Annotated in this window: 25 protein-coding genes; 4 read left to right on the plus strand and 21 right to left on the minus strand. The window is 71.6% G+C overall.

Annotation, left to right across the window (positions count from 1 at the left end; genetic code table 11):
• Positions 1–48: 48 nt before the first annotated feature.
• Genes FXF51_RS32650 through FXF51_RS32690 form a run of 9 tightly spaced genes read right to left on the minus strand, consistent with a single transcriptional unit; the run spans position 49 to position 5,989 of the window.
• Positions 49–465: a TadE/TadG family type IV pilus assembly protein gene (locus FXF51_RS32650; protein ID WP_262379997.1), complete on the minus strand. Its 417-nt coding sequence runs from the start codon at positions 463–465 to the stop codon at positions 49–51.
• Positions 462–848, minus strand: a complete 387-nt coding sequence (locus FXF51_RS32655; RefSeq protein WP_148438542.1) for a TadE/TadG family type IV pilus assembly protein — start codon at positions 846–848, stop codon at positions 462–464. Before FXF51_RS32655 ends, FXF51_RS32650 begins: the two co-directional genes overlap by 4 nt.
• Complete coding sequence (locus FXF51_RS32660) at positions 845–1,276, minus strand: TadE/TadG family type IV pilus assembly protein (protein ID WP_262379998.1); 432 nt, start codon at positions 1,274–1,276, stop codon at positions 845–847. Before FXF51_RS32660 ends, FXF51_RS32655 begins: the two co-directional genes overlap by 4 nt.
• Positions 1,273–1,509: a hypothetical protein gene (locus tag FXF51_RS32665; RefSeq protein ID WP_148438543.1), complete on the minus strand. Its 237-nt coding sequence runs from the start codon at positions 1,507–1,509 to the stop codon at positions 1,273–1,275. Before FXF51_RS32665 ends, FXF51_RS32660 begins: the two co-directional genes overlap by 4 nt.
• Positions 1,509–2,429 carry a type II secretion system F family protein gene (locus tag FXF51_RS32670; RefSeq protein WP_148438686.1) on the minus strand — a complete coding sequence of 307 codons (921 nt, stop codon included), beginning with the start codon at positions 2,427–2,429 and terminating at the stop codon, positions 1,509–1,511. Before FXF51_RS32670 ends, FXF51_RS32665 begins: the two co-directional genes overlap by 1 nt.
• Positions 2,430–2,452: 23 nt before the next feature.
• The gene (locus tag FXF51_RS32675) at positions 2,453–3,304 is read right to left on the minus strand and encodes a type II secretion system F family protein (RefSeq protein WP_148438544.1); all 852 of its coding nucleotides are present in this window, start codon (positions 3,302–3,304) and stop codon (positions 2,453–2,455) included.
• A gap of 3 nt (positions 3,305–3,307) precedes the next feature.
• On the minus strand, positions 3,308–4,603 hold the full coding sequence (locus tag FXF51_RS32680; RefSeq protein WP_148438545.1) for a CpaF family protein: 1,296 nt from the start codon (positions 4,601–4,603) through the stop codon (positions 3,308–3,310).
• On the minus strand, positions 4,600–5,316 hold the full coding sequence (locus FXF51_RS32685) for a hypothetical protein (RefSeq protein WP_148438546.1): 717 nt from the start codon (positions 5,314–5,316) through the stop codon (positions 4,600–4,602). Before FXF51_RS32685 ends, FXF51_RS32680 begins: the two co-directional genes overlap by 4 nt.
• Position 5,317: 1 nt before the next feature.
• The gene (locus FXF51_RS32690; protein ID WP_148438547.1) at positions 5,318–5,989 is read right to left on the minus strand and encodes a hypothetical protein; all 672 of its coding nucleotides are present in this window, start codon (positions 5,987–5,989) and stop codon (positions 5,318–5,320) included.
• 303 nt (positions 5,990–6,292) lie between these two features.
• On the opposite strand from FXF51_RS32690, the gene FXF51_RS32695 reads away from it, so the two are divergent.
• A complete protein-coding gene (locus tag FXF51_RS32695) occupies positions 6,293–11,107 on the plus strand; it encodes an FtsK/SpoIIIE domain-containing protein (RefSeq protein ID WP_148438548.1) in 4,815 nt (1,604 codons plus the stop codon).
• A 72-nt stretch (positions 11,108–11,179) separates the two neighbouring features.
• Complete coding sequence (gene eccB / locus FXF51_RS32700) at positions 11,180–12,589, plus strand: type VII secretion protein EccB (protein ID WP_148438549.1); 1,410 nt, start codon at positions 11,180–11,182, stop codon at positions 12,587–12,589.
• Between the two features lie 37 nt (positions 12,590–12,626).
• Here eccB and FXF51_RS32705 read toward each other — a convergent pair whose 3' ends face one another.
• Positions 12,627–13,406 carry a hypothetical protein gene (locus FXF51_RS32705; RefSeq protein ID WP_148438550.1) on the minus strand — a complete coding sequence of 260 codons (780 nt, stop codon included), beginning with the start codon at positions 13,404–13,406 and terminating at the stop codon, positions 12,627–12,629.
• A 10-nt stretch (positions 13,407–13,416) separates the two neighbouring features.
• Positions 13,417–14,526, minus strand: a complete 1,110-nt coding sequence (locus tag FXF51_RS32710) for a hypothetical protein (protein ID WP_148438551.1) — start codon at positions 14,524–14,526, stop codon at positions 13,417–13,419.
• 130 nt (positions 14,527–14,656) lie between these two features.
• Here FXF51_RS32710 and FXF51_RS32715 point away from each other — a divergent pair, with 130 nt between their 5' ends.
• A complete protein-coding gene (locus FXF51_RS32715) occupies positions 14,657–15,565 on the plus strand; it encodes a M23 family metallopeptidase (protein ID WP_148438552.1) in 909 nt (302 codons plus the stop codon).
• Positions 15,566–15,567: 2 nt separating this feature from the next.
• On the opposite strand, the gene FXF51_RS32720 is transcribed toward FXF51_RS32715, so the two are convergent.
• From FXF51_RS32720 to FXF51_RS32770, 9 genes are all read right to left on the minus strand, one after another.
• A complete protein-coding gene (locus tag FXF51_RS32720) occupies positions 15,568–16,875 on the minus strand; it encodes a hypothetical protein (protein ID WP_148438553.1) in 1,308 nt (435 codons plus the stop codon).
• A 17-nt stretch (positions 16,876–16,892) separates the two neighbouring features.
• Positions 16,893–17,357: a hypothetical protein gene (locus FXF51_RS32725; protein WP_148438554.1), complete on the minus strand. Its 465-nt coding sequence runs from the start codon at positions 17,355–17,357 to the stop codon at positions 16,893–16,895.
• A 10-nt stretch (positions 17,358–17,367) separates the two neighbouring features.
• On the minus strand, positions 17,368–18,804 hold the full coding sequence (locus tag FXF51_RS61090; protein WP_187414690.1) for a hypothetical protein: 1,437 nt from the start codon (positions 18,802–18,804) through the stop codon (positions 17,368–17,370).
• A 12-nt stretch (positions 18,805–18,816) separates the two neighbouring features.
• Complete coding sequence (locus tag FXF51_RS32745; protein ID WP_148438557.1) at positions 18,817–19,227, minus strand: hypothetical protein; 411 nt, start codon at positions 19,225–19,227, stop codon at positions 18,817–18,819.
• Positions 19,228–19,295: 68 nt separating this feature from the next.
• Positions 19,296–19,610 (minus strand): WXG100 family type VII secretion target, encoded by a 315-nt coding sequence (locus FXF51_RS32750; RefSeq protein ID WP_148438558.1) that lies wholly within the window; start codon positions 19,608–19,610, stop codon positions 19,296–19,298.
• Between the two features lie 12 nt (positions 19,611–19,622).
• Positions 19,623–19,946, minus strand: coding sequence for a WXG100 family type VII secretion target (locus tag FXF51_RS32755; protein ID WP_148438559.1), 324 nt, complete (start codon positions 19,944–19,946; stop codon positions 19,623–19,625).
• A gap of 127 nt (positions 19,947–20,073) precedes the next feature.
• Complete coding sequence (locus tag FXF51_RS32760) at positions 20,074–20,517, minus strand: YbaB/EbfC family nucleoid-associated protein (protein WP_148438560.1); 444 nt, start codon at positions 20,515–20,517, stop codon at positions 20,074–20,076.
• A 28-nt stretch (positions 20,518–20,545) separates the two neighbouring features.
• Positions 20,546–21,394 carry a WXG100 family type VII secretion target gene (locus FXF51_RS32765; protein ID WP_148438561.1) on the minus strand — a complete coding sequence of 283 codons (849 nt, stop codon included), beginning with the start codon at positions 21,392–21,394 and terminating at the stop codon, positions 20,546–20,548.
• Complete coding sequence (locus FXF51_RS32770) at positions 21,391–21,705, minus strand: hypothetical protein (RefSeq protein WP_148438562.1); 315 nt, start codon at positions 21,703–21,705, stop codon at positions 21,391–21,393. Before FXF51_RS32770 ends, FXF51_RS32765 begins: the two co-directional genes overlap by 4 nt.
• 124 nt (positions 21,706–21,829) lie before the next feature.
• On the opposite strand from FXF51_RS32770, the gene FXF51_RS32775 reads away from it, so the two are divergent.
• Entirely contained in the window at positions 21,830–22,261 is a 432-nt protein-coding gene (locus FXF51_RS32775) for a YbaB/EbfC family nucleoid-associated protein (RefSeq protein ID WP_148438563.1), read from the plus strand.
• Positions 22,262–22,273: 12 nt separating this feature from the next.
• Here FXF51_RS32775 and eccD read toward each other — a convergent pair whose 3' ends face one another.
• On the minus strand, positions 22,274–23,710 hold the full coding sequence (gene eccD / locus FXF51_RS32780; RefSeq protein WP_262379999.1) for a type VII secretion integral membrane protein EccD: 1,437 nt from the start codon (positions 23,708–23,710) through the stop codon (positions 22,274–22,276).
• Positions 23,711–23,809: the final 99 nt, after the last annotated feature.

Genomic DNA, 23,809 nt, shown 5'->3' on the forward strand with positions numbered 1-23,809 from the left:
GCGTCGTGCCTGGTGGTGTCCCGCTTCCATCGAGTGGCGGGATTCGGTCTATCTCGCTTCGGGCGCCGCCGTGGCCTCGCCGGTCATCTCGGAGCCGGGGAAGCCGATCGCGCCGAGGAAGAAGGCCTCCCACCGCACCGCCACGGTGACGGTCACAGTGGCCTGGCCCTGGCCGATCGCGCACTCGCCTGACGACACGTCGTCGCCGCCCTGGGCCGCGACGATCTCGTCGGCCCTGGCGCACACCTGCGCCTCGCCGAGCAGCCGCGCCTCCCCCGTCGCGCGGAGGTGGTCCACGTCGAGCTCGTCGGCGCCGGCCCGCGCGGCCTGCTCGGCCACGTCGGCGGCGCGCAGCCGGGCGTTGATCGCGGAGCCGCCGTCCACCAGCAACCCGGCCAGCAGGAACACGACCACGGAGAACAGCACGGTGAACACCGACATGGAGCCCCGCTCGCCGGCTCTCATTCGACCCTCCTGAACTGCTCGATCGGCACCACCGCCGTGCCCGTGAGCCGCTTGGTGCCGCCGAAGCCGAGGAAGGCCAGGTCCAGCTCGCACGACACCTCGGCCTGCACCTGGCCGCCCTGCTCCCATGCGGAGCCGTCCAGGGTGACCGCGGCCGACTGGCAGCGGCCCTCCAGGACGCTCGTGGTGATGCCTTCGGCGGCGGCCTCCGCGTCGTCGAGCGTGCGCTGCACGGACGCGGCGCGGGCGGCGTCGCGGGCGGCCCCGTTCACCCGTCCCTGCGACTCCACCAGCACCCCGGCGCCGGCCAGGAACATCAGGAACAGCAGGAAGACCGGGGCCAGCATGACGGTCTCCACGGCCATCGAACCCCGCTCGTTCATGCGCAGTCCTCGCCGCCGTTGTCGGGGCGGAAGCACTCGACGGGGCCGCCGGCGGTGGCGGTGATGGTGAAGGCGAGGTCGGGCAGCAGCGGGATGACCTGCACGGCGCTGCCGGTCACCGTGACGAAGCGCTCGTCGGGCTCCTTCTCCGAGGTCGTGGCGGTGGCCTCCTGGAGCAGCCGGGGCCCGACGGCCTGAATGATCTCGGTGGCCTTGCCGGTGGCCTCGCCCTGCCAGGCGCCCGAGTCGAACGGGGCGGCCCTGGCCACGCGCGCGCCCTCCCTGGCCGCCGCCTCGGCCACCTCGCGGGCGTGGAACCAGAGGGCGACCTGCACGATGAGCAGCACGGTCGCGAGGATGACCGGCATCAGCAGGGCCAGCTCGATCACTGTCGCGCCGCGCTCGTCCCGAGGCGGCCTGACTCTCACGGCTGGCCGCCGCCACCGCCGTCTCCGCCGCCGCCGAAGGTCTGTTCGAGGTTGCCCTGCTGCTGCTCCACCAGGGTTCTGATCAAGGTGGCCAGGCCGAGCGCGACACCGGCGATGATCGCGGTGATGATCACCCATTCGACGGCGGAGGCGCCCCTGGTGGGCGCGGTGCGGGCGCGGCGGACGCGCTCGCCCAGGCAGGCGTTCAGATAGACGATCCAGGGGTGGTTCATCAGACTCCCAACATTTTCATCGCGGCGGGATAGCTGAGGAAGATCACGAAGCCGGCGCAGAGCAGGAGCTGGGCCACCAGCATCGACTGGGAGCGCTCGCCCGCCCGGCCCTCGATCTCGGCCAGCTCACGGCGGCGCAGCGTGGCGGCCCTGGCCGTGAGCGAGGCACGTACTTTGGCGCCGTCGTCGGCCACCAGGCCGAGCGCGGCGGACAGGTCGCGCAGCTCGTCGACGTTGATCTCCTCACCGAGCTGGCCGAGCGCCTGCCAGGGCGTGATGCCGACGATCCTGGCGCCGCTGAGAGCGTCGCGGATGCGGCCCATCGCCCAGTTGGGCTGCTCGCCGCTGACAGAGACGGCCATCATCAGGGCCTCGGGGACGCCCCGGCCGCCCGCCAGGTTCATGGAGACTAGGTCGAGGAAGGCGCCGACGACGTGGCGGAAGTCGCGCCGCTTGGCCGCCGCGTCCCGCTTGACCTGTAGGTCGGGCAGGAAGAAGAAGACGGCGGCGACGAGCACGGCCGTCCAGAACGGGATGGCCAGGGAGACGCCCCACTCCATGAGCACCAGCCAGGCCAGCAGCAGCGGGAAGGCCAGCAGGCCGCTGGCCGCCAGCAGCACCTTGGTGGCCAGGAACGCCTCGAACGAGCGGCCGACCAGGGCCAGGTCCGACTTGACCGACCTGGCCTCCCAGCCGCGCGCGCCGTACAGGGCGGCCAGGCGGGCGCCGAGGCCGCGCCGGAACGCGCTGACCTCCTCGTCGGGCAGCACGAGCTGGATGCGGGGCGCGCCCGTGTCCTCGCGGACGGCGTCGAGCGCGAGCAGCCGCGCCACCAGCCCGGGACGGGCCGGGAACAGCGCCCTCAGCAGCACGAACAGGCCGAGCCCGAGCCCGGCGCCGGCGAGTGCGCTCTCAACCATCCCGCTCACCACACCTTCGGTCGTCAGCCATCGCCGCCGCCTCCTCCCGTGAGCAGCCGCGTGGGCTTGTCGAACCTGGCCAGCCGCCGCATCCAGGCGAAGCCCGCGCCGAACAGCCCGGCGACGACCACCAGGACGGCCTGGCCCAGGTAGCCCTCGTACTCCTTGACGTACTCCGGGTTGAACAGCACGAGGATCCCGGCGAAGACCAGCGCCGTGATCACCACGATCTGCACGCTGCGCCTGGTGGCGCGGCGCTCGGCCTCGACGCGGCGGCGCATGTCGAGCTCCTCGCGGGCCGAGACGGCCAGCGCGCCGAGCACGTCGCGCAGGCCGGGGCCGCGCAGCTTGGAGTTGAGTATGAGCGCGGCCACGACCAGGTCGGCCGAGGGGTCGTCGAGCTCGTCGGCGAAACGGGCCAGCGCCTCCGGCAGCGCCATCCTGGTGTGCAGCCGGTCGATCAGCGCGCGCAGGTGCGGCCTGAGCATGGGCGCGGCGGCCCTGATGGAGGAGGGGATGGCCTGTTCGAGGCCGGCGGCTCCGGCGATCGTGTCGCGCAGCGACTCCGTCCAGGCGGCCAGGCCCTCCAGGCGGCGCATGGCGGCGCGCTCCTCGGCGGCGCCGCCCGCCAGGCCGCGCCAGGCGAACACCAGCAGCACCGTGCCGACCGCCATGACCGGCCAATGGGTGATGATCAGGACCAGGGTGGCGGCCACCGCCGCGACGGCGCCGCGGGTGGTGAGCGCCTTAACCAGGTTGCTCTTGGGCCGGGTGGGGCGGGGGCGCAGGCCGTACAGGGACAGGAGGAACAGGAACAGGCCGCCGCCCGCGGTCGCGCCGGCGAGCAGCGCCAGCGGAGAGATCGTGATCGGCATGTCTCACCAGCCTCCTGGGGTGTAGCCGTGGGCGGCGAGCTCCTCCAGGCAGGACAGCGGGGCGTGCGGGACGGCGGCGCCGTCGGGGCCCGGCACGAACACCTCGCTGGACAGCACGCGGCCGTCGCAGCCGTTGACCTCGCGGATGCTGGAGACGTAGCGGCGCAGCCGGCCGCCCACGTGGTAGTCGTTGCGCTTCTCGATGAAGACCACGAAGTCGATGGCGCCGGCGATGAGCATGTGGGTGGCGTCGATGGGCAGCCGCTCGCGCGCCTGCAACGCGTAGGTGGAGATGCGGTTGAAGACCTCCATGCTGGAGTTGGCGTGGATGGTCGACAGAGAGCCGTCGTTGCCCTGGGTCATCGCGTTGAGCATGGTGACGATCTCGTCGCCGAGCACCTCGCCGACGATGACGCGGCTGGGGTTCATCCGCAGCGAGCGGCGGACGAGCTCGGCCATGGAGATCTCGCCCTGGCCCTCGGAGTTGGGCAGGCGCTGCTCGAAGGCGACGACGTTGGGGTGCAGCTCGGGGAACTGGTCGAGGCCCAGCTCCAGGGCGCGTTCGACGGTGATGAGGCGCTCGGCGGGCGGGATCTCGTTGGCCAGGGCGCGCAGCAGGGTCGTCTTGCCCGCGTTGGTGGAACCGGCGATCATGATGTTCTTGCGGGCGCCGACCGCCGCCTTCATGAATCGCGCTATGTCCTGACTTATCGTGCCGTTGCCTACGAGATCGGACATGAAGACCTTGCCCAGGCGGGCGCGGCGGATCGAGACGGACGGCCTGACCGTGACGTCCATGACGGCGCTCAGCCGGGAGCCGTCGGGCAGGCGCAGGTCGAGTTGCGGGTTGGCGGTGTCGAACGGCCTGCTCGACAGCCCCGAGTACGCCGCCAGGATCTGGATCAGCTCGATCAGCTCGTCGTCGGATTCGGCGACCGGGTCGTGCATGAGCTCCTGGCCGTCGGCGTAGCTCACGAACACCCTGTCGCAGCCGTTGATGTCGATGTTCTCGACCTCGGCGTCGTCGAGCAGCGGCTGCAGCCGCCCCACCCCGAACAGCGCCGCGTGGATGCCGGCCGCGAGCGCCTCTTCCTCCTCCACGGTGGGCGGCGTGCGGCCCAGGCCGATCTCGCCGCGCGCGTGCTCCTCCAGCACCTGCGAGATCAGCGCCCTGGCGAACTGGCGCTCGTCCTCGCCGGTCATCGGGGGCAGGCCGTTGGCCTGGTCGAGCCGCCGCTGGTGGGCCAGGCGGTCGCCGACCTCCTGGCGGAAGCGTTTGACGAGGGAATGGTCGATCATCGGTGGCTCACCAGCCTCGCCGCCAGGTCCCGGGCCGTACGGATGAGCATCGAGCGGTCCAGCCGGCCGCCCCACTGGCCGCGCAGCAGCTCGGCGCCCTTGGGGTCGTAGGCCAGGCCGTGCACGAACTGCACACTGGGGCCGACGATCCTGCGCACGTCCTCGATGGAGCCGCGGTAGTTGCGCGGGTCGGCGATCACGACGACGCCGTGCGCCTTGGTGATCTGGAGGCGCTCGCGCAGGTGAGCCACGTGGTCGAGGGTGGCCCTGGTGAGCAGCACGACCTGCTCGGACTCGGCCATCAGGTCGGCGATCTGCGGGTGCGCGCCCAGGCGTCCGCAGTCGGCGATCACGTCGGCGTTCGGGACGGCCGCGAGCGACCTGCCGAGCGGGCCCCACAGCCAGGTGAGCCCGGCGGCCTGCTCGCCGTGCGTGAGCCCGACCAGCACGTCGAGCCCGCCGACGATCTTCTGGGTGTGCTGGTGGAGCTGCGCGGTCTCCAGGCCGCGCCGCGCGGTGGCGCCCAGCGTGAGCAGCCCCCTTCCGGGGTTCAGCACGCCTCCGCCCGCGGCGGGCAGCCGGTAGGCGAGGTCGCCGCCCGCCGGGTCACATTCGGCCAGCAGCACGGGACGGGGCCAGACCGCCGCGAGCGCCGTGGCGGCGGTGGTCACCCCCGGCGCGCCCTTGTCGGCCGCCAGTACGATCAGCGCCACGTCAGCGTGCCCCCGGGAGCTCGGCCACCGCGATCTGCCCGCTGGAGGCGGCGGCCACGATCTCCGGGGCCGCGGGAGCTTCCACGACCACGGTGAGCTGGCCGGAATTTCCCGTTCTGGACTTGTCTCCGACGGCGAAGACAAGTGCGCTCGCGGCGAGCACGCGGCTTTCTCCCTCACTCGACCGGCTCGGTACGAATATCACCTGCACGCGGTCACCCTGCTGCACGCCCGCCGGTATTTGACCGGGTTTGAGTGCCAGCCCGACAGTGGCCTTTCCCGGCCCCAACTCGCTGCTGGCGCGTACGCCCATCTGATTGGTGAGCAGCGTGCCGGGCAGGATCGTGACGGCCGCGAAGCTGTCGAGCACCTGCTGCCGCTGCGACCACGAGACGAAGTCGACGCCGTCATTGGCGATCTTCACTTCCTCCAGCGCCTGCGGGGTGAACTTCTGCCCCGCGCCGACCTGCTGGACGACGCGGATGGCGGAGACGCGGTTGCCGCTGTTCAGCACGAGCAGGGTCGTGGCCAGCGCGCCGCCCAGGATGAGCAGGACGGCCAGCGCGGCCAGCGCCGGCTTGCGTTCCCTGGGCGGGACGGGGAGCTTGCGCGAGGCCGGCCCGGACAACCCCGCCGCCGCGTTGGCGGCAGGCTGCTTTTCACTGGTCCTCATGGGTGGGGGGCTCCCGGAAAGGTGAATTGCGGAATTCACGCCATTATGTGGGGATCATCCGAGCGGCGGAGGCGGAATTCGAAGACCCATGCTTGTTTCGCAGGTGACATGATGTCAAGCGCACATAATCAATGCCTATTGTTTCTACCGAGTTGACGGATACCGATTTATTGGGTTAGTCGCCTCTTCAATAACTTCTGTCACATCCATCACCGGGCCATGCCATTGGCGTCAACCGGCGCACCCCGCCACGTTCCGGACGCTACTTTGGCGCCCGACAGTCGACCGAGGAGAGACGGCACCATGCGGATCATGCTCACCGTGATCGGCGGGCAGGGCGACCGTGACGTCGTGATCGACGGCGACGACGGCGCCACGGTGGCAGGGCTCAGCGCGGAGCTGAGCGACCACGGCCCGCTGGCGGAGGTCGTCCGGCTGCCCAAGGCCAGAGCCCCCTACGGCATGACGGGGGGCGGGACGGCAGGCGGCGACGGCCCCCGGGTGCCGCGGCCGCGCAGGCCCGAGCGGTCCGACATGGGGCCGCCCACGCTGTGGCGCGACGGCCGCCCGCTCGACCCGCTCGCCCCGGTCATCGCCGTGCTGCGCGACGGTGACAAGGTCACGATGGAGGCCCACCTGGCCCGCGCCACCATCGTCGAGGAGCCCGGCGGGGTCGCCGAGGTGCGGGTCGTGGGCGGGCCCGCCGCCGGGGCGGTGCACCGGCTCGGGCTGGGCGCGCACGTCATCGGCGCCGACCCCATGTGCGCGATGGCCGTGGGCGATCCCGCGCTGGCTCCCGAGGCGGTGACCGTACGCGTCACGCCGGAGGCCATCACCGTGGAACGGACCTGGCAGCCGCCGGCCGACACGCCCAAGCTCAAGCTCAAGGGCCGCTGGGCGGAGGAGGTCGCCGAGCTCACCGCCCGCACGGCTGAGCGGGAGGCCGCGGCGCTCGCCGCCGGCTACGGCGAGGTTCCCGAGCTCGACGGCCGGCCGCTCACCGAGCCGGTCGAATGGCCCGACCAGGCCGTGCTGACCTGCGGCTCCTCGGTGTTCGTGCTGACCTCGATCGAGCCGAGGGACGCCCACCTCGCGCCGCGCAAGGAGGGCGGCGTCGCCTACAACCGGCCGCCCAGGCTGCGGCGCCCCGAGCCCCGGCGCACGTTCGTCCGGCCGAAGGAGCCGACGAGGAACGAGGGGATGCGCCTGCAACTGCTGGCCGCGCTCCTGCCCGCCGTGCTCGGCGTCACCCTGGCCTTCGCGCTCAAGCAGCCGTTCTACCTGCTCGTCGCCCTCATGACGCCGGTCATCATGATCGGCCAGTGGTGGAGCGACCGCCGCCACGGCAAGAAGCAGCACAAGAAGGCGCTCAAGGAGCACAAGGAACAGCTGCGCGCCTACGACGAGGAGGTGGAGCAGGCCCGCGTCGCCGACGAGGCCGCGCGCAGGGACGACGCGCCCGACCCCGCCCGCGTGCTGCTGACCGCCACCGGGCCGCGCAGGCGGCTGTGGGAGCGCAGGATCCACGACACCGACACGCTCCGGCTGCGCATCGGCCTCGCCGACCTGCCCGCCGACCTGGAGCTGTCCGAGGAGCAGGGCGGCCGCATCGACCCGCCGATCTGCCGGTCCGTGCCGGTCGCGCTGCCCATGCGGCGGCTCGGGGTGGCAGGCGTCACGGGTGACCGTACGGCCGCCGCCGGCCTGGCGAGCTGGCTGATAGCCCAGGCCGCCACCCTGCACAGCCCGCGCGACCTGGCCATCGTCATCGTGTCCGCGCACCCCGGCGCCGAGCGGCAGTGGGGCTGGATGCGCTGGCTGCCGCACTGCGCGCCCCGGGCGGGCGAGGACTGCGTGGCGCTCGTCGGCGCCGACCCCGACTCCGCCGCCCGCCGGGTCGCCGAGCTGGCCGCACTCATCGACGAACGCCAGAACACCGCCATCCCCGAGCTGGGCAAGGTCCCCACCGGCTGGGACGACCTCGGCGGGCCCGAGAAGCCCACCTTCTCCTCCTACGACGTGCGCCCCTACGACGTGCTGGTGATCCTCGACGGCGCCCAGGTGCTGCGCGGCCTGCCCAACATGCCGCAGGTGCTGCGCCAGGGGCCGCGCTGCGGCGTGTTCACCCTGGCCATCGACGAGGACCAGCGGCTGCTGCCCGAGGAGTGCCAGACCGTCGCCGACTGCGGCCCCGACGGGCTGGTCCGCCTGCGCGGCGGCGGCCTCGACGTCCTCGGCCCCCTCCTCGGCGACCTCGTCTCCCCCGCCTGGTGCGACCGCCTCGCCAGGGCGCTGGCCCCCATCCGCGACGTCAGCAGGGACGACCCCGGCGGCAACCTGCCCGACGCCGCCCGCCTGCTCGACCTCATGGGCCTGACCGTGCCCACCGGCGCCGAGCTGGCCTCCCGGTGGAACGCGCACGGCAGCACCGAGGCGCTGATCGGCGTCGGGCCCGACGGGCCGTTCACCGTGGACCTCAGGCTCGACGGCCCGCACGGGCTCATCGCCGGCACCACAGGAGCGGGCAAGTCGGAGCTGCTGCAGACCATGATCTGCTCGCTGGCGGTGGCGAACCGGCCCGACCAGCTCACGTTCGTGCTGATCGACTACAAGGGCGGGGCGGCCTTCAAGGAGTGCGTACGGCTGCCGCACACCGTCGGCATGGTCAGCGACCTCGACGGCCACCTGACCCAGCGGGCCCTCGACTCGCTCGCGGCCGAGATCCGGCGGCGGGAGCGGCTGCTGGCCGCGGCCGGGGCCAAGGACATCGAGGACTACACCGGGGCGGGGATGCCCCGGCTGGTGTTGATCATCGACGAGTTCGCCGCGCTCGTGGCCGAGTTGCCGGACTTCGTGACCGGGCTCGTGGACATCGCGCGGCGCGGGCGGTCCCTCGGGATCCATCTCATCCTGGCCACGCAGCGGCCTGCCGGGGTGGTGACGGCCGACATCCAGGCGAACACCTCGCTGCGGATCGCGTTGCGGGTGACCGAGCCCGCCGAGTCTGCGGACGTGATCGATCTGCCGGACGCCGCGCACATCTCCAAGTCGACGCCTGGGCGGTGTTACGTGCGGTCGGGGGTGGGGGCGGCGGTCGCGGTGCAGACGGCCCGGGTCGGGGGCCGCAGCCCGGTCCTGCCTGTGGTGGGCGGGAACGGCGCGGGCGGGGCGGGTGGCGGCGGCGTCGCAGGTGGCGGTTCGGCGGGCGGCGGGAGTCTGCGGGTGCTTGAGGTGGAGTGGCGCGCGCTGGGCAAGGCGTTGCCGCCGCCTCCGCGTCTGGACGACGAGGAGTCCACGACCACGGACCTCACGCTCGTCGCCGACGCCCTCATCGAGGCCGCCGGCCTGGCCGGCGTGCCCACGCAACCGAGCCCCTGGCTGGATCCCCTGCCTTCGCACCTCGTCCTCGACCTCCCCGGGAACCCCCCGGAGGCCGCCGGCGGGTTCGCCGAGGTGGAGCCGCTGCCGTTCGGGATCACCGACCGGCCGTGGGCCCAGGACCGGCGCCCGCTGACGCTCGACGTCGCGCACGGCGGTCACCTGCTCATCGCGGGCGCGGCCCGCAGCGGGAGATCGACGGCGCTGCGGACCATCGCGGGCTCGATCGCCGCCCACGCCTCCCCCGAGGACGTGCACCTGCACGCCGTGGACTGCGGCTCCGGCGCGCTGCTGCCGCTGATGGCCATGCCGCACTGCGGCGCCGTGGTGACGCGCGACCAGCTCGACCGGGTGGAGCGGCTGCTCACCCGGCTGCGGGCGGAGGTGGGGCGCAGGCAGCAGCTACTGGCGGAGGCCGGGCACGCGTCGCTGGCCGAGTACCGGCAGGCCGGTCATCGGCTGCCGTGGCTGGTGTTCATGCTCGACAGGTGGGAGGGCTTCGTCGCGGCCTTCGAGGGCTACGACTACGGGCGGCTGATCGAGGCGGTGCTCCAGCTTCTGCGGGAAGGGCCCGCGGTGGGGCTGAGGGGGGTCGTGAGCAGCGATCGGTCCGGGTTGCTCGGGCAGGTGTCGACCGTGTTCGATGATCGGCTGCTGTTGCGGTTGTCCGACAACACGGACTACGGGCTGGCCGGGTTCCCGCTCAAGGGGCTGCCCGCCGTCATGCCGGCGGGGCGGGCGCTGTCCATGGGCGAGCACGGGATCGTGGAGCATCACGTCGCGCTGCTGGCCGCCGACCCGGCCGGTCCGGCGCAGGTGGCGGCGCTCCAGGCGCTGGCCCGCACCGCCACCGCGCACGACGGCGCCCACGACGGCGCCCACGACGGTGCCCACGACGACGTCCACGACGACGTCCACGAGGGCGCTCACGGGGGCGCTCACGGGGGCGCGCGCGACGGCGTCCACGGGGGCGCGCGCGACGACACAAGGCGGCCGAGCCCCTCGCACGTCCTGGGCGTCGGCAGGGGCCCCTGGCGCTGGGGCGGGTCGCCGCCGTTGCGGGTGGACGCGCTTCCGATGCGCATCACCGTCCCCCAGACGATGGCCCTGGATCCCGGGTTCACGCCACCGTCACCGCTGTGGGCGCTGGTCGGCGCGGGCGGCGACGCGCTCGCGCCGCTCGGGTTCGACCTCCAGGCCCAGGGCCCCGGCGCGGTGATCGCCGGCCCGTCCCGCTCGGGCCGCTCCTCTGCGCTGCTGACGGCCGCTCGTTCGCTGATCGCCCAGGGCACCCCGGTGGTGGCGGTCGCGCCCAGGCGCAGCCCGCTGCGCGACCTGGAGGGCGCGCTGGCCGTGCTGAACGGCGACGCCACGGACCTGCGGGAGCTGGTGGCCGAGCACGAGCACTACGTGGTGCTGGTGGACGACGCCGAGCTGGTGAACCCGGACGGCCCGCTGGGGACGGCCCTGGAGGAGGTGATCCGGTCGGGTCGCGACGGAGACCACGGCCTGCTGATCGCGGGCACGACGGGCGACCTGACCGTGGCCTACCGGGGGTTCGTGGCGGAGGCCCGCAAGTCACGTACCGGATTGTTGCTGGCGGTGCAGGGGCAGACCGACGGCGACCTGTTCTCGATCCGGCTGCCGCGCGGAGCGGGCGGCGGGCCGTCCGGGCGCGGCCTGCTCGTGACGACCGGCACCATCACCCAGGTTCAGGTGGCTTTGCCGGACAACGACTGATATTCACCGGATGACCGAAACTCGGCCCATGTGTGCGCTCTATGCTGATGCCTGCGACACGTGGGGAGAGAGATGCAGACCCGGAAGGACCTCTACCAGGCGCACAAGCTGATGCAGCAGCGCCTGGGGATGGCACTGCTGCAGGCTGAGCCGGACGTGCCCGAGTCCCCGATGCGGCGGCACAACGTGGCCATGTTCTGCGGGATCATCGTCGCGCTGCTGGTCACGGCGGCGTTCGGGATCTGGGGGCTGATCAAGCCCGGCGCGGCGACGAACCTGGAGGCGGCCGGGCAGCTCCTCGTGGAGGAGGAGACCGGCGCCAAGTACGTCTACAGCCAGGAGCAGAAGCGGATGCTGCCGGTGGCCAACTACGTCTCCGCGCTGCTGCTGCTGGACTCCACCAACTTCGAGGTCAGGAACATCTCGGCGGCCTCGCTCGCGAAGTACCCGCGCGGGCCGCTCGTGGGCATCGCCGGCGCCCCCGACTCACTGCCGCCCAGGGAGAAACTGGTCAAGGGCCCGTGGTCGGTCTGCGTGACGGAGGCGCCCGACGCGACCGGCACGGCGGTCCCGTACGTGACGCTCGTGGGCGGCAGTGACGTCGGCGGGACACCGATCGGCACCGGCGCGCTGGTCGTCACGGACGGCCAGGAGAGCTGGGTGGTCTGGAACGACCAGCGGATGAAGACGAGCGACGCCGGCGTGCGGGTGCTCAACGCGCGCCCCAAGAAGGTGCCCTCCACATGGATCAACGCGATCCCGTCCGGGCCCGACTTCAAGGCGCCGGGGATCCCCGGCATCGGGAAGAAGCGGCGCGGCCCCGACGGCCGCAACGCCGCCATCGGGCGCGTCTACACCGTGAAGGGCGTCGGCGGCGCTCCCGACCGCTGGTACGTGCTGCTCGCCGACGGCCTGGCCGCCCTCAACGTCACGCAGGCCACGCTGCTGCTGGAGGAGCCGGGGCTCAAGCGGGCGTACGGCGGGAAGGCGGCCATGCCGCTGGAGCTCGACGCGGCCACGGCCAACGCCGCGAGCAGCGGCCGCAGCCTCGTCGTGGGCGGCATGCCGACCAGCCTGCCCAAGGCGGTCGCGTCCTCTGCGTCGCCGCTGTGCTCCGTGTACGCCGACACCCAGAACGGCTCGGCCAAGGCGAAGCTGACGGTCGGCGGCACCATGGCGATCCCCGCACCCAGCGTGCGGGGCGATCAGGAGCACTTCGACCAGGTGCTGATGCCGTCGGGCTCGGCGTCGCTGGGCGGGCTGCTGCCGGGCGACGGGCAGAAGTCGTCCGTGCAGACCTACTTCCTGATCAGCGATCAGGGCAGGCGGTATCAGCTGCAGTCCGGGGATCAGATCAACAAGCTGGGGTACGGGGCCGAGGACGTGGCGCCGATCCCCGGCAACCTCGTCCATCTGCTGCCCGAGGGGCCGGCGCTGGACCCGCAGGCGGCGCGTTCGCCGTTGCAGGTCACCGCGCAGTGACCGCGCCGGGGGCCGAGCGGGCCCCCGGCGGTTCCGGCTAGATGAGGGCGCTCATGCCGCCCGTGCCGGTGGTGGGGATGCTCGGCATGCCGCCGTTCTTGGGTTGCAGGGTGCCCACGCCGGTGGTCTCGTCGCCCACGTACTCCAGGTCGGCCGGCGCGAAGTCCGGCCGGGGGCGGTTCTTCTCCATGAACTGGCCCAGCGACATGCACATGAAGTTGATGCCGCCCACGAGGGCGGTGAGCATCGCCACGGACTTCATCTGCTTGCCCAGCATGCCCCTGACCACCATGCCCATGCGGGTCAGCGCGACGAAGATGGCCAGGGCGATGGCCGCCTGGGCTCCGGGCCAGGGAGCGAAGATGGGCAGGAGCTTCTTCCAGCCGGCGAGCAGCAGCATGACGGTGGCCACGACCGTCGCCACCTCCGCGGCCCAGTGGTAGGCGGTGGCGATGCTGCCCATGCCCTGGCCCACGCCCTGGTGGTACTGCTCGGCCGTGCCTATCTGCTCGAGGAACGTGTCCACCGACTCGTTGAACGCCTCGCAGGCGGGCCCCTTCCACCACTCCTTCTCGTTGCACTCGTCGCGAAGGGTGCGCACCGCCTGCTTGATGCCCTCGAAGTCCATCTCGCCGCCGCCGTCGGGGGTGCTCCACCGTTCGGCGGCCAGCTCCATGCTGTGCGGGTTGGACACCATCGTGCCGATCATCAGCGCGATGTTCCTGGCCATCGGGTACTCGTACAACATGGCGGCCGCGGCGGTCGCCGTGGTGGCCGCGTAGATGAACTGGCCGCGGTCGGCCCCTGTGCCGGGCATGTGGTTCCTCTCAGGCCTCGCCGATCACGGGTGGGGCGATGTCGATGTCGTCCACCCAGTCGGCTTCGTCGCCGCGTACGTAGTCGGGCTTGTCCCGCTCGCTGTTCTGGTCGCCGCCTCCGCCGCCCATGGGCGGCATGAACGGCATGCCCATGCCGTTCATGCCGTTCAGGCCGCGGGCCGAGGCGGCGCCGGCCGTGGCGGCGGGCTGCTGCATGCCGCCGGACGAGACGCCCGTGGGCGAGCCGGAGGACAGGCCGGGGCCGAGCGAGGTGGTGGTGCCGGGGATGGTCGGGGTGGTGGGCGTGGCGCCCAGTTGGGTGGGGTCGTAGCCGGCCAGCCCGGTCTTGGTGGGGTCGGTCGGCAGGGTGGTGCTGGGGTCCGGGACGTTGTGGTTGAGCTGGTCCTCGATGGACGGCGTGGTGGGGAGCGCGGCGTTGGCGTCCGGGATGTTGGCCTCGGGGATGTTCGGGTCCGGGACCTGCGTGTCCGGGACCTCCGGGACCTGGGTGTCCGGGAGGTCCGTGTCGGGGACGTTGGAGTCGGGGAGGTCGGTGTCGGGCAGCTCGGAGTCGGGGAGCTGGGAGTCCGGCAGCTTGGAGTCGGGCAGCTTGGAGTCAGGGAGTTCGGAGGACGGCAGGCCGCCCGCTCCGAGGTCGCCCGCGCCCGGGATGCCGCCGGTGTCCGGGATGCCGCCGGTGTCCGGGATGCCGCCGCCGAGTGAGGACGGGTCGATGCCGCCGCCCCCGCCGCCTCCGTCGAGCCCGTAGGGGTCGGTCTGGATGACGCCGTCGTTGTCGTCGTCGGCCTTCTGGTAGTTCGCCTCGAGCTTCGTCAGCGCCGTCCGGTAGTCCGACAGGACGTCCCTGGCGGTCTTGAGCGTGTTGTGGGCGTTGTCCTTGAGCTGGTCATGGGCGTAGTTGAGACCCATGCCGATGATGCCGAAGGCGGGCGGCTCGACGCGGATGCCGCCGACGTTCTGGGCGATGGCGTTCATGTTGGGCGCCTGCTCGCCCAGCCCCTCGCCGACCTGCTTGATGCGGCCGTCCTTGAACTGGATCGTGGCGCCGGAGAGCGACGACCCGCCAGCGTACTGAGCGCCCCCGGTGTCGGTGGCCATGCACACCCTCCCAGTCCATAAATCACGTTATGTCCGGACCTGGCTACGATATCGACAAAAATCAACTTCTCGCGTGAACAGTTGGCCAATGATCTAGACGCCTGTATGATCCGGATGGCAGCCTTTCCGCATGCGGATCAAGACCCTGATAGCAGGCGCGTGCGGCTTGGCCGTACTGCCTCTCACCGGCGTGGGCACGGCGGATGCCGCAACGGCCGCCTCCACGCTGCAACTGCCGTTCCCGTGTGGCGAGACCTGGGCGGGCAGCAGCAAGAGCTCCGCCCACACCGCGGGCTACGAGATCGACTTCAACGGCAGTGCGAACGACGGCAACGCCGACCTCGGCAGGACGGTCGTGGCAGCGGGCGCAGGCACGGTCGTCATGTCGGAGTACCGGAAGACGGACGGCCTCGGCAACGTCGTCAAGATCCGGCACTCGGACGGCACCGTGACCCTGTACGGCCACCTGAACGCCCGCTCGGTCTCCAACGGCGCCACCGTCCGGCAGGGCCAGAAGATCGGCACCGTCGGCAAGTCGTCCGCCAAGTACAACCTGATCGCCCACCTGCACTACGAGCAGCGCACCTCGTCCGGCAGCATCGTGCCCGCCAAGTTCAACGGCGCCACCTTCGCCTACCCGAACCAGAAGGTGACCTCGCGCAACTGCGGCGGCGGCGCGCAGCCGCAGACCGGCAACAACAACGGCGGCGGCAGCAGCAACCCGTACTCGGCCACGCAGGTCTGCGGCTCCGGCTTCAAGCAGATCGACTCGCAGAACCTCGGCTCCGCGGGCAAGGTGGTGCTGCTCTACTCGGCCGCCACCGGCCAGAACTGCGTCACGACGCTGCGCAACAGCGGCTCCGGCAAGGCGTCCGTGCAGGCCTACCTCCAGGTGGAGGGCAAGGCGCGCAAGAAGGACGCCGGCAGCTACCAGTACTACGCGGGCCCGGTGAAGGACACCGCCCGCAAGACCTGCGTGAAGTGGGGCGGAGCCATCGGCTCCGCCAAGTACGACAGCCCGCTCGAGCACTGCGACTGAGCTCAGACCAGCGTCGATGGGGTGGTGCCTTCTGGCCCACCCCACACGTCGTCGTCCTCGAAGAGGTTCGAGGAGCTCTCCCCGGCCGGGTCGCTCTCCTTGCGGCTGGTGGAGAGCGGCGCGTGCAGCATCGGCATGCCCATGCCGCCCATCCCGGCCCGGCCGGCCGCCGAGGCGGCGTTCGCCGCAGTGCCGCCGCCGCTGACCGTCCCCGCGTTGCCCGTCACGCCGCCGCCGGGGTTGCCGGTGCCGCCCATCCCCGGGCCGTTGCCCGTGTAGGTGGTGCCGTTCGGGCCGCCGGGCCCGCCCGGGACTGTGGGGTCGTAACCCGCCAGGTTCGTGGAGCCGTAGTCGCCGGGCGAGCCCGCCGACGGCGTGGAGGGCGCTGAAGGAACGGACGGCACGCTGGGATTGGCGCCGAGCGTGGTGTCGGTGAGCCCGGACGGGTCTGCGCCGCCGTAGGCGTCGCTGTCACCCACCCCGACGCCTCCCACGCCTCCCACGCCGCCCGTGCCGTCGCCGGGGTTGAGCCCGCCGTTGCCGTAGCCGCCGGGGACCTGGCCGGCGGACGACGGGTAGTCGCCGTTGACGCCAGCGGCGGACGGGCCGCCGGGGATCGAGCCGGTGTTGAACGGGGTGGTCTGGTAGGCGGGCACGTCCCCCGAGCCGAGGCTGCCGACCTGCGGGCCGTTCAGGCCGCTGTTGCCGAAGTCCGGCATCTCGGGGTCGACCACGATTGGCAGCGCCTGCTGCACGTCCACCGGCAGGTCCTCGTAGTGCTGCGCGATCCGCTCGTTGACCTCCCGCAGGTGCTGGCTGGCCCGGTCGCTGCTGCGCTTGATGCCGTAGAACGGGATCTGGTCGGCCCAGTCGATGTCGTTGTCGGAGCGGGAGTCGCGGCCCCTGCCCTCGACCACGTTGGCCTGCGCCCACTGCAGCGTGTCGCCGTACGGCTTGAGCGACCTGCCCATCCGGCCGAGCTTGGCGGCCAGCTCGACCACGCTGGCGTGCAGGCTGCGCAACTGGAGCTGCGTCTGGTACGCCGCCGGCCCCTTGTAGTGCTCGGCCAGCTCGGCGGCCTTCGTCTTCAGGTCCGCGGCAAACTCGTTCAGCAGCGGCTCGGCGGCCTGGTAGTACAGCCCCGCGAGCTGGACCGCGGCCGGGTCCGTCGCGTCGATCATGTCCCGGATCTCACCGATCGTGTCCCGGAACATGCTCTCCATGAACCCGGCTTCCTGCACCGACGTGTCGATCGGCTGGTTGCCGTAGCGGAGAGTGTAGGTCTGTGTCTCGGGCTGCTTGTCAGCCATGGCGCTCTTCTTTCCTCTCAGGCCTGACGCGAGGTGGCTTCCTCGGTCGCCTGCTCGGCGGTCTGGGACGTCCGCGCGATCTCCAGCAGGGCGTCGAACGACTCCTCCGCCTGCTTGTTCAGGCCGGTGTAGAGGCCGCCGGTGCTGCCGGGCTCGCCGATCAGCATGGAGTAGGCGCTGAAGGCGGCCGTCCCGTACTGCATGGCGGCCGGCCACTGGCCCATCTGCTCCTGGTTGAGCGCGCAGTGCTGCTGGAGGTCCGGCAGCGAGCCTGCGCCCGTCGGGAGCTGCGGCCCCGGCACCGGGTCGCCGGGCGCGACGGCGTACTCCGTCACCGGGATGCCGGAGGAGGTGGTGAGCTTCTTGAGCAGCTCGTGCATCTCGCCCGCGATGCGCCGCACCTCGGTGCGGTCGGTGTACGGGTCCTCGCTCTCGTCCTTGTCCGACGCTCCCGGCCAGTTCTGGTCGAGCTGGATGGCCATGCCGCCTCCCTCAGTTGATCACCGGCGAGATGGTGCTCTCCGTCGCCGAGTGCCAGTCGTCGCGTTCGCCCTTCAGGTTCGTCTGGTGCTCCTGACTCTCCTGCTCGCCTGCGGGCGCGCCGCCGCCCATCGGCATGAAGGGGTAGCCCATGCCGCCCGCGCCCGCCCTGGCCGCCGCGGCGGCGCCGGGGGCGCCCGGCTGGCTGTACGAGCCTGATCCGCCGATCACGGCGGGGGCGGCGTTGCCCGTGGGCGTGAGGTAGCTGGTCTGCGGCGTCGTGGCCGGGGTGTACGTCGTCGACGGCATGGTGGTGGTGGGCGTGGGCTGGGTGCCCGCCGTCTCCGTGGCCCTGGGGTCGTGGGTCTCGGCCCCGGTCTGTGTGGTGCGCTCGGGGTCGGTGGTGTTGCTGTCGATCACGGACGGCGTGGTGCCGTCGGTGCCGTCGCCCTGGCCGGCGGGCGTGGTGGCGGAGCCCGAGCCATCGGAGGAGGACCCGGAGCCGTCTGAGCCGTCGGAAGAGCCCGAGCCGTCCGAGGAGCCCGAGCCGTCCGAGGAGCCCGGCGTGTCGGCGCCCGGCTGGTCTCCCGCGCCCGCGCCCGAGCCCGAGCCCGAACCCGAGCCCGAACCCGAGCCCGAACCCGAGCCGGAGGAGGACCCGCCCGGCCCGCTGGAGCCGCTGGAGCCGTTCGAGCCGCTGGAGTCGCCGACGCTGTCCCAGCCCGACGAGCCGCCGGAGGACCCGCCGCTGCCTCCCGAGTCGCCGAAGGTGTAGGGCGTGTCCTGGTCCATCGACGGCAGATCCCGGTCGCCGGGGTCCGTGGCCGGCGTGACCGTCGGCAGGTCGATGGTCACGCTGTCGGGGATCTGGAAGTCGTACAGGTCGACGATGTGCTGGTTGAGCGTCTCCATCGCCCGCCTGGCGGCCTGGTCGTCCAGCTCGGACGCCTGCGGGGTGGGCCCGGGCGTGGGCTGGTCCTGGCCGATCGTCGGGGACGTGGTGGGCTCCGCACTGGCGGAGGCCGTCGGCGACGGGCCGGGCGAGGGCTGGGGCTCGGCGTCGGACCGCTGGTTCTGGTTGGCCGCCGCCCGCACGTCCTCGATGGCCGTCGGCAGGTAGTCGCGCCCGTACAGGGTGAGCGCCTCGGACATCTTGGTCATCGCGGCGGCCAGCTCGGTGCCGCTCGCGTGCAGCATCTGCAGCGCGCGCTGCGTCGTCGCGGCAGCCTCCGACCGCCAGGCGTCGTTGAGCGCGACGCCGATGTCGGGCAGCGAGTCGGCCACCGCCTTCACGGCGTCGGCCACCCGGCCGTACGTCATGCCGCGGTCGTGCACCTCCATCGGGGAGGTGCCGTCCAGCCACTGCTGGATCTGCTCGCGGGAGGCGGTGACCGCACCGGCGCTCGGGCGCCTGGAGGGGTCGCGGATGTCAACGGTCCGCTCAGCCACTGGCTCTCACTTTCAGCTATCGCCCCTGACGGGGTTGGTGCGCTCATAGACCGCGGCGCTGTCCCTGATCGCCTGCACGACCTTCTGGCAGCACTCGACGTACTCCTGGTAGAGGGCCGCCAGGCGCTGCCCGCGGCCCTCCAGGGACACCTGACCACCGGGGTCGGCCCCGGTGGAGCCGACGCTGTGCGCGAACGCGGCGGCGGCGGGCCAGCTCCCGATGTGCTGCTGGCTCAGGTCGAAGTACCTGGTGAGGGCCTCCACCGCGCCCGTGCCGCCGTCCTTGGTGCCGCCCGGGCCCTGCGTGGGCACCAGGGCGATCTCCAGGTCGTCGGCGACGGCACGCATCTTGCCGACGTTGTAGAACAGGTCGGCGTCGGTGTCGTCCAGCCCGCGCCACGGCTCGGGTTCGAGCTCCCCCATGATCCTCTCCTCACGCGTTCGGCCACCGCGGGCGGTGGCCGAAGAAAGAACGACGGCGGAGTGACGGCTCAGCCGTCGTACCACATCGCCTTGTTGCGGGCCTCCGCGGCCTGGTAGTTCTGGTTGGCGATCTGGACGGCGCCGCGCAGCTCGACGAGGTTCGCGCTCATGGTGTTGGCGGCGTTGTCCCACTTGATCTTGTACCGCTCGAACTCGGCCTTGGCGCCCTCGACGTCGCCGTCCCAGTTCTCCTGGAGCTGCTGCAGCAGCTTGGTCACGAGGTCGTCGAGAGCCTGGTCAAAGGCCTTGACGATGTCCTCGTAGTCCTTGGCGGCCAAGTCCATGTTCTTGAAGTTGACCTTTGTGAAATCCATCTCAGGCATGTCGGTCCCCCTCTACTTGACGTCCGCGTTGATGAGCGACTCGACCTTGCCGACACCGGCCATGACGTCCTCGTCGTTCATGCTGTACGTGATGGCGTTCGCGCCCATCTTCTCGGCGATGCCCTCGAGGTCCTGCCGGACGGCGCGCATCTGCGCGTCCCAGCTCTCCATGATGGTGCGGAACCTGTTGGCGGCCGGGCCGAGCCAGTCGGCGTTGAGCAGACCGTTGGAGGTGGTCTCCACGGCGACCCGCAGACCCTCGATGAACTGGGCCGTGTCAGTGACGTTTCCCGCCGCCAGGTTGATCTGGGAGCTCGACGCCCCGTAATAGCTCACTTGCTACCTCCATGGTGTGCAATTTCGGTCGCTTATCCATATAAGCACCATTCGCCTCTTGAGTAACAGGCGTCCCTATGGCGAAGATGTAACAGGATCTCGACAAGGGAGCAAACCCGCTGGTAAATCAGAGGTCGAGGTCGCGGCGGATGCGGTCCAGCTCGCCCATGACGTTCTCGAACGCCCTGTCGTAGTTGGCCTCCGCCTGCTGGATCGGCTTGAGCAGCGCCTGCGGGTCGTTCATGAGGCGTGACGGGGTGGAGGCCGCGCCGAACAGCTCGGCCATGAGATCCTCGGCGGCGCGCTGCAGATCAGCCGTCGCGGCGCTCACGGCTTCCTTGATCTTCTCCGACAGCTCCACCGCCGGCAGGCGCATGGCCTTGGGGTGGATGTCCAGGGTGCGGATGCCCTCCTGGGCGTACTCGACGACGACCATGCCGTCGGCGTCCTCACCTCTGCCGGCCAGCAGCGGCATGCGCCTCTGCAGCTCGTCGGACTTGGCGAGCTGCTCGTCGACGCCGCGCAACAGACGTTCCACGTCGATGTTGGCGAAGTCCCCGAAATCCGTCACGAGTCACATCTTGCACCAAGAGTCACGTTCACGGCGTGGTTGTGCTCACATCCGGTGCGATCCAGTCAAAGTTCTGCGAGCCGGCCGGAAGCTTCCCGGGAGCGGGCGGCTCCTTGAAGGAGGGGTAGTGGCTCAGGTCGAGCCGGGCCCGCTGGAAGTCGATGGCGGCGATGCCCGTCGGCGCCACGTAGCCGAACTGGCGCTCCTTCTTGGCCATGGTCGTCAGCGTGTCACCGCCCTTGGACAGCAGCGCCCCCATCACGCCGGTGCCGATCGTCACGGCAGTGAGGACCTTGGCTCCGGTGAGCTGCTCCAGCAGCATCCCCAGGGCGCGCGTCTGCGGGGCCGGGAACATCTTCAGCCACAGGGCCCTCACGAGCGCCGCGAAGGCCGCCGCGCCCAGCACCGAGATGGCCACCCAGTACGCGCGGAAGGCGGCGGCGATCTCGTCGAGCACCTTGCCGATGTCGTCGAACATCTTGCGCAGGGCGCCGATCTCGCCGTGGAAGCGGGCGTGGACGCGCGCGTACTCCTGTTGGTCGGCCGCGATCCAGCCGGTCTCCGAGGTCTTGAGGATCTGCGGCATGAGGTTCTTGACCCCGTCGTCGAGCCGGGCGCTCATGCCGACGCTCCAGATCGTGCCGGCCCGCGCGATCTCGCCCTCGTCCGCGTTGACGGTGGCGGCGACCATGACGGCGGGGACGACCCAGGAGGAGAGGCGGCCCGCGGCCCGCAGCGTGGCCAGCCCTCTGGAGGCGGAGCTCTCCGCCCCGGCGGCCGACATGGAGCCGATCTTCCCGCTGTCCGGGTTGAGCGGGATCAGCGGCGACGACCCCCTGGACACCGGGGAGAGCGCGTTCAGGTACGGGTCGCTCATGCGCGGTATCCGACCATGTTCGCGTTCTCCGCGGCGGTCCAGTTGCGCTCGCAGTGGGTCATGGCCGTCACCCAGCTCTCCAGGGTCGCCATGGCCTCGCCCATGATGTCGTCACACCGGGCCTGGACGTCCTTGTAGGTGCCGCCGATGATCTGGTCGCCGAACGTCCCGAAGCCGTTGCCCTGGACGTCGGCGGCCGGGATCATGCCGCGGACGAAGCCGACCATGTCGTCCTTCAGCTCACGGTCGATGCGCCCGCGCGTCTTGCGGATGGTGCTCGAGGTGATGTGGATCTCGCGTGTGGTTCCCACGGCTCTGGATTCTTGCGGTGGTTTGCGCCTGTTTCATCACTCATAGCTGGATTTTTCTGATCACTTCAGCAGTTGGTCATCCGGCCATCCCCAACTGTTAACCCGGACCGGGTGGCGTGCTCGCATGAGCTCCCGCGACTTCAACCCCGACGACCTCGACGGCCTCCTGCGTGACAGCGAGCGCTCGCTGCGCGAGCTGACGAGCATGATCGGCGAGCTGCAGAGCATCTCCGGCGCGGGAGAGAGCCGTAGCGGCGCGGTCAGCGCCACCGTCGACGCCAACGGGCGGCTCGACCAGCTCAAGCTGGCGCCCAGGGCGAGCCGGATGGAGCTGGACGAGCTGACCGAGGAGATCGTGCAGGCCGTCCGCGCCGCCCAGGACGACCAGGCCCGCAGGGCCATGGCGCTCATCCCCGTCGCACCCCAGCTCGGGAGCGTCTCCCTGGAGGAGATCCAGCACCGGTTCGACGAGATCCAGGACTCCTTCACCCGGGACATGCACGAGCGGATGGCCGACCTGGAGGCCATCCGCCGCCGCTCGTTGGAGGACGACTGAGGTGAAGGGGGCTCAGCCGCCGAGGCCGCGCACCCAGGCGTAGACGTCCAGGACACCCAGCGCCAGCGGCACCAGCGCCGCGATCAGCAGCCACTCCACGATGTCGGCGGCCCGGCCCCAGAACGGCGAGAGCCGCCCGTCGGGCAGCCAGACCCCCATGCCGACGACGATCATCGCCGTCCACAGCAGCCCGAGCAGCACCGCGACGGCGGCCAGCCCGCCCACCACGACGCCGATCTGCACCCCGACGGCGGCCAGCCCGCCGAACCCGACGAGCATCAGCCACATCCGCTGGCCGACGCCCTGGAACACCCGCGCCCGCATGAGCTGCGCGAGCGCGAGCACCACGGACATGACGGCGGCGATCCACGTGCCCTCGGCCAGCAGCAGGGCGTGCGCCCCGAGCCCGACCAGGCAGATCGCGACGATCATGCCGGTCGCGTAGCGCTGCGCCGCGCCGGTGCGCTGGAGCACGGAGGCACTGTCGAGGTTCTGGTTGTCGCCGCGCAGCTCCTCGGCGTTGGTGGGCATGGTCGGCAGCGGCACCCTGGCCAGGCGGAACGACAGCACGGGCACCAGCGGCCCGAACGCCATCACGACGGCTGCCGCGACGGCCACCACCCCTCCGGCGGACGCGCCCGTCACCATCACCACGGCCGCGCACACCGCGCCCACCATGGAGGCGATGGCCGAGCCGAGGAAGCCCGGCACGCCGTCGGCGATCGCGGTGCCGCCGACGGTGGCCACCAGCGCGGTGCAGGCCAGCGCGCCGAGGAGTTGCGGCGAGCCCATCGCCGCCAGGCCGCCGCCCGCCGCCGGAGCGAGCAGCCCGGCCAGGAACGCGTACGGCAGCGCGGCGTACCCGATCAGCGCGCCCGCGCCCGAGTGGCCGACCGCCCTGGACAGCGCCACGCCGACCCCGATGAGCACCAGCGCCAGCGCGCCCGCCACGATCGCGGTGACCAGCGGCGTCAGCCCGCCGAGCGCCAGCGCCACGACGCCGGCCATCAGCAGCCCGCAGGCGGCCCCGCCGCCCATCGCGCGCGTGTGCCTGGCCTCCCAGCTCCCCCTGCCCTCCCGCACGCCGGTGGCGACCACGTCGGCCACGTCGTCGAACCTGGCGGGCGGCAGCGCCACCTGACGCGGCCGCAGGTAGAGGATCTCGCCGTCGAGCACGCCGATCTGGGCCAGGCTCTGCCCGAGGTCGAACGGCGGCCCGCCGATCCGCTGCAGCGTCCAGCCGGGCGCGGCGGAGGTCTCGCCGCCCAGCTCCCCCATGGCCCTCAGCAGGCCGGGCAGCACGTGCGGCAGCGGGATGTCGGCGGGCAGCGCCAGGTCGGCCTTCCTGCGCGGCCCCACCACCGTGACATGGCAGAGCGGCGGGAGCGGCGCGGGCATCTGGTGCAGTGCGCCGTGCGGCGAAGGCGGGATCTCGGCCAGCGAAGTCACATGGCCAACATAGCGAGGAGAAGTTAACTCATACCCCAACTCGGACGTAAGGCACATCTGGTAAGAAGGTTCTTCCGAGCGTCAGAAGGGGCCTTTCCA

Origin of the sequence: Nonomuraea sp. PA05 (assembly GCF_008086045.1) — a bacterium.
Taxonomy (GTDB): domain Bacteria; phylum Actinomycetota; class Actinomycetes; order Streptosporangiales; family Streptosporangiaceae; genus Nonomuraea; species Nonomuraea monospora.

Coding starts and splice junctions, on each gene's coding strand:
- FXF51_RS32725 (WP_148438554.1), bottom strand. CDS start 17,357: ATGGCCATCCAGCTCGACCAGAACTGGCCGGGAGCGTCGGACAAGGAC.
- FXF51_RS32745 (WP_148438557.1), bottom strand. CDS start 19,227: ATGGGGGAGCTCGAACCCGAGCCGTGGCGCGGGCTGGACGACACCGAC.
- FXF51_RS32650 (WP_262379997.1), bottom strand. CDS start 465: ATGAGAGCCGGCGAGCGGGGCTCCATGTCGGTGTTCACCGTGCTGTTC.
- FXF51_RS32705 (WP_148438550.1), bottom strand. CDS start 13,406: ATGCCCGGCACAGGGGCCGACCGCGGCCAGTTCATCTACGCGGCCACC.
- FXF51_RS32775 (WP_148438563.1), top strand. CDS start 21,830: ATGAGCTCCCGCGACTTCAACCCCGACGACCTCGACGGCCTCCTGCGT.
- FXF51_RS32655 (WP_148438542.1), bottom strand. CDS start 848: ATGAACGAGCGGGGTTCGATGGCCGTGGAGACCGTCATGCTGGCCCCG.
- FXF51_RS32710 (WP_148438551.1), bottom strand. CDS start 14,526: ATGGCCACCGACACCGGGGGCGCTCAGTACGCTGGCGGGTCGTCGCTC.
- FXF51_RS32675 (WP_148438544.1), bottom strand. CDS start 3,304: ATGCCGATCACGATCTCTCCGCTGGCGCTGCTCGCCGGCGCGACCGCG.
- FXF51_RS32715 (WP_148438552.1), top strand. CDS start 14,657: ATGCGGATCAAGACCCTGATAGCAGGCGCGTGCGGCTTGGCCGTACTG.
- FXF51_RS32750 (WP_148438558.1), bottom strand. CDS start 19,610: ATGCCTGAGATGGATTTCACAAAGGTCAACTTCAAGAACATGGACTTG.
- FXF51_RS32670 (WP_148438686.1), bottom strand. CDS start 2,429: ATGGTTGAGAGCGCACTCGCCGGCGCCGGGCTCGGGCTCGGCCTGTTC.
- FXF51_RS32765 (WP_148438561.1), bottom strand. CDS start 21,394: ATGAGCGACCCGTACCTGAACGCGCTCTCCCCGGTGTCCAGGGGGTCG.
- FXF51_RS32680 (WP_148438545.1), bottom strand. CDS start 4,603: ATGATCGACCATTCCCTCGTCAAACGCTTCCGCCAGGAGGTCGGCGAC.
- FXF51_RS32695 (WP_148438548.1), top strand. CDS start 6,293: ATGCGGATCATGCTCACCGTGATCGGCGGGCAGGGCGACCGTGACGTC.
- FXF51_RS32720 (WP_148438553.1), bottom strand. CDS start 16,875: ATGGCTGACAAGCAGCCCGAGACACAGACCTACACTCTCCGCTACGGC.
- FXF51_RS32690 (WP_148438547.1), bottom strand. CDS start 5,989: ATGAGGACCAGTGAAAAGCAGCCTGCCGCCAACGCGGCGGCGGGGTTG.
- eccB (WP_148438549.1), top strand. CDS start 11,180: ATGCAGACCCGGAAGGACCTCTACCAGGCGCACAAGCTGATGCAGCAG.
- FXF51_RS32665 (WP_148438543.1), bottom strand. CDS start 1,509: ATGAACCACCCCTGGATCGTCTATCTGAACGCCTGCCTGGGCGAGCGC.